Below are 7826 nucleotides of genomic sequence, written 5' to 3' on the forward strand. Positions count from 1 at the left end.
AAGAGCAGGCTGTCCTCGTGGCGGCCAAAGCAGATCACCGGCGCCAGCTCATCGCCGGCTGCGTGTCGTGACGCGGCCACACGCGTTGCCAAGGAGCGCTTGGTGGCGATCGTCGGATAAATATCGGCAATCCCAATCGCCAACACCGCCAACGGCACCGCGGCGGCAAAGTACCAGCGGGCTGGCCGCTCGGCGAAGGTGCGGCGCGAAACGTACCAGTACAGCGCCGCGGACCCGAAGACCAGGAGCGCACATTCGAGCCACTGGTCGGCTTCGCCGCCGTCAATGATGAAATCGACAATGCCCAAGACGATCCCGGCGAGTAGCGCGAGGCGCGTGCCGTGGAAGGGAATCCACAGGCGCATGCGAGCCATGAACTTGTCATCGATGTTCGTGAGGATCGCCCGATCGAGCATCGCGCCCATCAACAGGCAGAGCATCGGCAGGGCCGGCAGGATATACGTCGCCAGCTTGCCGGTGCCGATGGAGAAAAAGCCGACCGTCCATAGTGCCGAGAGCAAGAGATATCCTTGCGCTCGGGTACGCGATTCGGCGACCATTTTCGTCCGGCGGCCTATGTACACGGCCAGCACCGGCAACAGCACGCACGCCGGGAACATACCGATCGCCAGCACGGGAATGTAGAACCACCACGGCTCGACGTGGATCATGTTCGTGGTATAGCGGACGACGTGGTGTTCCCAGAAAAAATAGCGCAGGAACCCGGGCTCGCGAATCGACACGGCGACGAACCAGGGAAGTGCCACGCCGGCGACGCCGCCGCCGAACCACAGCCAATCGCGTGGCCGCACCGCCGCCCCTTCGTGCGCGAGCCAGCGGGCCGCGACCCACGGCGGCAGTGTGAGCACCAGCGCGATGGGTCCCTTGGTCATCACGCCCAGGCCGCAGGAGATCGCCGCCAGCATCCACCATCCACGGCGCAATTCGCCGCGCTGCGTGGCCAGATACATGCTGAGTATCGTGACGGTCGTGAACAGGGTCAGCAGGCCGTCCATGATGAGAAAACGGCTGGCCAGCACAAACCCGAGGCACAGCAGCAGCAAGAAGGCGCCCAGGTAGGCCCCGCGCCGCCCGACCAGGTGCCGCCCCGCGAAGTAGGTCGCCAGCAGCGTGCCCAAGCCGGCCAGGGCGGTTACCGTGCGCGCTGCATAGTCGTGAACGCCGAACGCCCAGAAGCTGGCCACGGTCATCCAGTACAAGAGCGGCGGTTTGTCGAGATAGAAGGATCCTTCGCGCTGCGGCACGAGCAAGTCGCCCGAGTCGATCATGCTGGCGGCGATCAACGCGTAGCGTGCTTCATCGGGCTCGATCAAGGGAAACGTGAGGCGCGTGAACATCACGATCGCGGCGACGGCGGTCAATAGTGCGATGTGCCACGAACGGATCGCGCCGGCGGCCTGGTCATCGGCTTTATCCGGTGCATCGGGCGCGGGAAACATGCACGTCGTCCACCAGAATCGCGCGGCTTCGCGGATCGTGGCTGCGCTATTGCGTAGCGCGTAAGCATCCACGGCGGTGCCGCCGCGACGCGAGGCCAGGTCGACTTCCACGACCGAGAGGCCGGTCCGTCGCGCGTTGCTCAGCATCTCGGTGTGCAAGAACGCGCTTTCCGCGGCCGGAGCCAGCGCACGCATCGTGTCGCGGCGCGCAAACTTCACAGCGCTTTGACTGTCGCGAACACCGGTGGCGAGCAAAACGTCCGCCGCCACGTTGTAGGTGCGCAGCAAGAGGCGGTGAATCCAACCATCGTGCTCATGACCCGCCGTGCCGCTGGCAAGATGGCAGTGAGGAGCGACGAGTACGAGACGCTCGAGATCGTGTGCTTCGAGGATCGTGTTCGTCGCGGCCAGCGCGACGTAATCTTTCGTCGCGGCATGGATTCCGGCTCGCACCTGGTTGCCCGGCCCTAGGGCCGGCTGCTCGAGAACCCGCAGCGCTGGGAACATGCTGCCCGTGGCCGTGGCAACGGCGAGCGTGCCGTCGTGACTGCCGCCATCGACGAGCACGATTTCGTAGTCGCCGGTGACGCGGGCCAAAGCCTCGTTCGCGGCCAGCACGATGCGGGCCAGGGATTTTTCGGCGTCCAGAACCGGTAGTACCAGCGAAATGCTGGCGCCGGACTTGGCCGCCGGCGCAGCTCCGCCGCCAGCCAAGGAAGATTCGTCACCGTGCTGCAATCGTGCATCCATGCTAGCTGCTATCGTCGGTTGAAAAATTGCAAAGTGCGCGCGGGCGCACGACATTTGACACGATCTTGCACCGCGCGGGTCGGTGTATAGGTGAACGTCGCGGATAGTGTCAATAGCTTCGCCATCGGCCTCTCTGCGCATGCCCCGGACTCAGGGGGCGATTTGGGTTGAAGATCAACATCACGGCCGGTAGTGAGTGACTCGCGTGTGATGCATTGGCCTGACAAAACCGTCCCCTCTCCCTGCGGGAGAGGGTTAGGGTGAGGGCATTCAAGGTCGACGCTGGTTGCCGATCCCCTCACCCCGGCCCTCTCCCTGCGGGAGAGGGAGTTTGCCGCGCGCCGGTTAAAGCTCGCACACAACCCGGCCCGCTGCCCTTGACCGGTTATGCCCTTCTCGCGAGACTCCCGCGATGCGATTGCTGCCACGATACGTGCTGATCGAACTGCTGAAAGTGTTCGCCGTCACCGTGACGTCGCTCACGACGCTCATGATGCTGGTCGGTGTGGCTAAAGAAGCGATCGAGCAAGGGCTGGGGCTGGTGCAGGTTCTGCAGATGCTGCCCTACATTCTGCCGAACGCACTTTTGTTTGCGTTGCCGGGCAGCACATTGTTCGCCGTCTCGATCGTCTATGGCCGCATGTCGGGCGCGAACGAGATCGTGGCGATCAAATCGCTGGGCATCAACCCGATGTCCATACTTTGGCCCGCCCTGATCATGGCGTTTTTGTTGAGCCTGATTTGCGTATGGCTGAACGACGTGGCGGTGTCGTGGGGGTTCAACAACATGCAGCGCGTGGCGATCGAATCCCTCGACGACATCGCCTACGGGATGCTGCGCACGCAAAAATCGTTCGGCACGAACCGATTCACCATCAATGTGAAGCGGGTTGACGACCGCAAATTGATCAGGCCCGTCATCACGTTCAACGCTTCGGGCACGACGCCGCCCTACACGATCACGGCCCAGGAGGGCGAGCTGCATTGCGACACGCAGCGCAAGGTGCTCGTGATCGCCTTCGAGCAGGGGCTCGTGCAAGCGGCCGGCCAGGCCAGCTACCACTTCAACCACGAAGAGCGCGAGATTTCGCTGCAGGACGCCGCCGGTAAACAAGAGACCAAGCATCACCCGGCACACGTCGCGATGAAGGACGTACCCGGCGAAATCCGCTGGCAGCAACACGAGATCAACGTCACACGGCAGGACATGTCAGCCCGCGCCGCTTATGCGCTGGCCATGGGCGACTTTGCCGAGCTGACGGAGAAACACTGGGACGAAGAAGAGAAGAACCTGGAGTTTCTCCAGGGACAGTTGTCTCGATTTTACACCGAGCCGCCGCGACGCTGGGCCAATGGCTTCAGTTGCTTGTTCTTCGTGCTCATTGGCGCGCCGATGGCCATCCGCCTGCGCAATTCCGATGTTTTCACCAGCTTCTTCGCCTGCTTCCTGCCGATCCTGGTGGTCTACTATCCGCTGTTGATCTACGGAGTCGATCAGGCCAAGGATGGCAATCTACCGACCTACAGCGTGTGGATGGGAAACGTCATTCTGGCGCTGTGGGGCATCTGGCTGATGCGCCGCGTGGTGCGGTTTTGAACGCGTGCCGGCACGGGCGTGTTCACCGATGAGACGATGAGAATACGTCCGCACCTTTCACAGATGAGAGCAGCGGCGGACCGCGGCGGCGGCTCGTTTTAGGAATCGGTATCGGCCTATCGCTGCAATTCACAATGACGCAGCTCGCGCAAAAACAGAGGGCCCTGTTCCAGGCCCTCTGTATGATCCCGGCCGATGAGGCGGCGCTCTAAATCGTGCGGCGCAGGGCATGGGCGCGCCGCGAGGCGTTGGGCGCCGCCAAATGGACCCAGCGGGCAACGAGCTGCTCCAGCTCGCCGTCCAGCCACCGGCCAAATTCAGCCAGGGCTTGCTCTTCCCTCTCGGAGAACTCTGGGGCGGCTTCCAGAGCTGCCACGGTGTGCCCACCGCCCGTGTTTGCTTTTCCCTTGCGCATCGCCTCTCCCCCCATTTTTGGCTGCCAGGGAGGCATCGAGCGAACGCCCGCGACATCCCGGCGGCGGCGAGGCGGCGTTTCCGGATTTTTTGGAAAATCCGCCTTCACCCTCTATTACGTAAGACAGGGGCGACTCGTTCTGGTTCACTTCGGTCGGGAAATGGCCAAAAAAGAGGGCCGCCGGATCAGGCCTGACGCGTTTTGCGGCGGTGGGCGATCGATAGGGCGCTACGGAAAGAGCGAGAGCCCAAACCGTCCCTGCTGTTCGGGGAAGCAAGGCCGGCCGGGCTCTCGTCTCGACACGTTCGTGGGCGAAGGATCGGCTCGATCAATCGCCAGTTGTTTCGCAATTTCCTTCGACTGCTTAGCCATAGAGCCACAGAGTGCACAGAGAACACCGAGTCGAGTTCGAAGTCCCGAGGCACCTGTGATTGCGGCCTAGATATCTTGCACAGTCTTCGTTTTTGTGTCTGTGTCCTCGGTGTGCTCTGTGGCAAACCGTTGGGCTCGTTCGCTTACGACTCCTTCTTTCCCAACGCCTCTCGTAAGCGAGCGATGCTGGATTTGAATTCCGATTCGTCGATGAAACCGTCTTTGTTCGTATCCAAGCGCTCGAAGTTCCGCTGCAAGCGCTCGGGCGACTCATCCGCGCTGAGCCGGCCATCGCCATCCTTATCGGCCATAAGCAGACGCTGCCAAATCCGCGCCGGATCAGGACCCGCCGGTTGAGACGTCGCCAGCAGCGGTCGCGCCTCTTGCAACTCGACGGTCGTGATCGTGCCGCTACCGTCCTTGTCCAAGGCAGCCAGCGATTGGGGCGCCTTGGCAATCTCCTCGGCCGAGAGGCTTCCGTCTTTGTTTATGTCGAGGGCCGCGAACACGACCGTCGCGGCTGGCGCAAGGTCAGGTCGTGGCTCGGTAGCGGCTTCGTCGATGCTCGTTTTTCCGCCGTCGGCCGGTCGCGGCAAAGCCTCAAACTCCTTCAGGGTCATTGCCCCATCGCCATCTGCGTCGGCGCGTTTGAGGAGCATCGACAGGCGTTCGCGCCGCTCGGCGGGCAACTCGTCACTGGTTACGCGGCCGTCGCCATTGGCATCCAGCCGGCGAAAGAACCCGTCGCGGTTCATGCCGGGCAGCGGGCGGTTCTCTTGCGTCGAGGCTTGAGCCAGGCGATCCGCCGGCGGCTCCGACAATCCCGCGATGAACTCTTGCCGACTGAGCTTGCCGTCGCGGTCGGCGTCGGCCTTGCGAAGCAGTCGCTTCAGCAGGCGTTCTTTTTCGGCGGGGACTTCATCCGTCGTGAGTTGCCCGTCCTGGTTGGCGTCCAAGCGACCAAACAGCGCCTGGGACTCGGCATCGCTGGCGCGAGAAGGCGACACGCTTGCAGCAACAGCCAGCAATGCCAGCAGCGCGACCTTTCGAGCCGCAGCTGCCCCGGGCGGTTTTTGCATCTTGCGCCTACCTCTAGAAGTCCCCATTTACGATGAAACCGGAGAGGCCTGAGAAAGTTTCGCCATCCTCGGGGACAGCCCCCAGAAGGGTGCCGGCTTGGGGGCCATAAAACCTTGCGCCACAAGCAGGTTGGGCGATCTTGCCCCCCTTGGGAGAAACCACTAGAATCCGCCCCATTATTTTGCCCGGACCAGACGAACTGGGCCGGTGCGACCGGCGTAACAGGCAGAGGAAGTCGGCACGCGCGGCAAGGTGGCCGCGCCCGATTGGGGGTCATGTGGCACGGTCGCATCGCGAACGTTAACCGCCCGCGATGTCGTGATGCATGAAATCACCATCCGTCCCGAGATCCACATAGTCGGCATATGTGCCATCGGCCGAGATTCAGGCACAACACCCAGCACGGAGGATTGGTTCAACTGGCCGCCACACGTTGGTCGATGTAACGGGTGCAGAGTTTCCGTGCCCGCGAGGTCACGCCAACGTGACAGGGAATGCGGCGCCGGCAGTAGCTTTGATGCGGACGGGCCAGGTTTCGTCGGAGCGTGTTAGCTCGTAGAGGTTCAGTCGGCCGTCGTTTTGTGGTCCGTTCGGACCAGGCCGCAGGAACAGGGGAGCTAAGCCACGAGACCCTTGCCGTCTGGCTCAAGCTGGCGATTCATTCCGATTCAACACGTATTGGCTGTATGTTTGCCCCGCTAAGAGATGCAGCGCCGTGATGCGCTCGTATCGTTGCGGCGGTGAACGTACCCCTTGATGGGAGATGAAACATGCAAATCCACGGCGTCACTCAGCTTCACGGCGCGCAAGCGATCAACGCTCCTCACGCGGTCGCGCGGACCAATTCGTCCGCGGCCATGACCCGCTCTTCGGCGACGGCAGACGTCGTCGATATTTCGGAAACGGGCCGCCTGCTCGAGATGGCGGCGCAACTGCCCGACATCCGTTCCGATCGTGTTGCTCAGTTGCGTGCTCAGATCGCTAATGGCAGCTACGATACCGCCGAGAAACTGGACCTGGCGGTGGAACGATTGTTGGACGAGATTGCCTAGCAGCCTGTTGAAGAACTCAACGGGCTGCGACATCGCAGGGATGCGATGGCAAACTATCGACGTAAGTCATTATTTTGCGAGCCGTGCGAAGCTTTGCTTCGCACTTGGCGAGGTTGAAAAAAGCCACGAGGGCTTTTTTCAACAGGCTGCTAAGCGCGATCGAGACTTATGCCCGCTGAGTCGGCGGCCCTTTCGAGGCACCTCAGCGGGCAAGGGGCCTTGGAGCCACCGCTCACGGCCGAGCCGCACGCGGCCCTTTTTGGCTACGGACAAGGGGCTGGATGTCCGTTCGGTGGCTGTGCCGTTCAACCGAGTCCTGGCTTGCCGCTCCCGGGATCGATCGCCGTTCTGGCTTTGTGCAGACGCGTCCCCACTTCTTCGAGGACGACCTCCAGATGTTTTTCCAGGTCGCGGGCGGTCCTTAAAGTATCGTCGGTCTTCTTGATCACGGCCCGGATCTCGGCCAGGCGCGTCAGGATTTCGTCTCGGGGGTCGAATGCGTAGGGCATGATAACTCGTTCGCTGCGCGGATTCTTGGCCGCCGCCGAACCACAATGGCCATCTGCCCGACATTGTTTTTTTGAAACGATCGATATTGGGCCCGAAAAACCAGGCCTGGGTTACGGTTTTGCAAAGTCCGTGCCGTCTTGTCACACCGAGCCGAATCACGGCGCGCCGTGCCGATTCGTCACTCGAGGAAGGGCGAATCCATGCCCCCCGCTGAGTTGTCTCGATCCGCTCCATTCCGTGGGCGAATGTTCGGGATAATTCAGTCGCGCGCGGGATTGACGGTCACACGAAACCAATAAACTTATGCGCAGGGGAAGCCCAGGTGCGTCACGAGAGAATAGCAGGAGATCGACGATGACAAGCGCCGCAGACGATGTCGTCAAGATGAACGCCGCCGGAGTTCGCCAGGCCGAGCATCGTATCAACGCACAATTCCTCAATCGTTGGTCGCCGCGGGCGATGTCGGGCGAACGGATTTCGCGTGAAGAGCTGATGCAACTGTTCGAGGCCGCACGCTGGGCCCCCTCAAGCTACAACGCCCAGCCCTGGCGGTTCTTGTACGCCGAGCGCACGAGCAAGGATTGGCCGCG

7 protein-coding genes are annotated in these 7826 nt (G+C 62.1%); 3 read left to right on the forward strand and 4 right to left on the reverse strand.

The genetic code is table 11. The annotated features are described in order from the left end of the window. A partial coding sequence (locus VHD36_05445; GenBank protein HVU86742.1) for a phospholipid carrier-dependent glycosyltransferase occupies nucleotides 1-2210 on the reverse strand: 2210 nt, incomplete at its 3' end. A 412-nt stretch (nucleotides 2211-2622) separates the two neighbouring features. Here VHD36_05445 and VHD36_05450 point away from each other — a divergent pair. Then, nucleotides 2623-3807: an LptF/LptG family permease gene (locus tag VHD36_05450; GenBank protein HVU86743.1), complete on the forward strand. Its 1185-nt coding sequence runs from the start codon at nucleotides 2623-2625 to the stop codon at nucleotides 3805-3807. A 208-nt stretch (nucleotides 3808-4015) separates the two neighbouring features. Here VHD36_05450 and VHD36_05455 read toward each other — a convergent pair whose 3' ends face one another. Beyond that, the gene (locus VHD36_05455; GenBank protein ID HVU86744.1) at nucleotides 4016-4222 is read right to left on the reverse strand and encodes a hypothetical protein; all 207 of its coding nucleotides are present in this window, start codon (nucleotides 4220-4222) and stop codon (nucleotides 4016-4018) included. Between the two features lie 515 nt (nucleotides 4223-4737). Next, the gene (locus VHD36_05460; protein ID HVU86745.1) at nucleotides 4738-5673 is read right to left on the reverse strand and encodes an EF-hand domain-containing protein; all 936 of its coding nucleotides are present in this window, start codon (nucleotides 5671-5673) and stop codon (nucleotides 4738-4740) included. Between the two features lie 771 nt (nucleotides 5674-6444). On the opposite strand from VHD36_05460, the gene VHD36_05465 reads away from it, so the two are divergent. Continuing rightward, nucleotides 6445-6726, forward strand: a complete 282-nt coding sequence (locus VHD36_05465) for a flagellar biosynthesis anti-sigma factor FlgM (GenBank protein ID HVU86746.1) — start codon at nucleotides 6445-6447, stop codon at nucleotides 6724-6726. A 305-nt stretch (nucleotides 6727-7031) separates the two neighbouring features. Here VHD36_05465 and VHD36_05470 read toward each other — a convergent pair whose 3' ends face one another. Next, complete coding sequence (locus tag VHD36_05470; protein HVU86747.1) at nucleotides 7032-7235, reverse strand: hypothetical protein; 204 nt, start codon at nucleotides 7233-7235, stop codon at nucleotides 7032-7034. 355 nt (nucleotides 7236-7590) lie between these two features. On the opposite strand from VHD36_05470, the gene VHD36_05475 reads away from it, so the two are divergent. After that, a partial coding sequence (locus tag VHD36_05475) for a nitroreductase family protein (protein ID HVU86748.1) occupies nucleotides 7591-7826 on the forward strand: 236 nt, incomplete at its 3' end.

Source organism: Pirellulales bacterium, from assembly GCA_035546535.1.
GTDB lineage: Bacteria > Planctomycetota > Planctomycetia > Pirellulales > JACPPG01 > JACPPG01.

Coding starts and splice junctions, on each gene's coding strand:
- VHD36_05470 (HVU86747.1), bottom strand. CDS start 7,235: ATGCCCTACGCATTCGACCCCCGAGACGAAATCCTGACGCGCCTGGCC.
- VHD36_05450 (HVU86743.1), top strand. CDS start 2,623: ATGCGATTGCTGCCACGATACGTGCTGATCGAACTGCTGAAAGTGTTC.
- VHD36_05465 (HVU86746.1), top strand. CDS start 6,445: ATGCAAATCCACGGCGTCACTCAGCTTCACGGCGCGCAAGCGATCAAC.
- VHD36_05455 (HVU86744.1), bottom strand. CDS start 4,222: ATGCGCAAGGGAAAAGCAAACACGGGCGGTGGGCACACCGTGGCAGCT.
- VHD36_05460 (HVU86745.1), bottom strand. CDS start 5,673: ATGCAAAAACCGCCCGGGGCAGCTGCGGCTCGAAAGGTCGCGCTGCTG.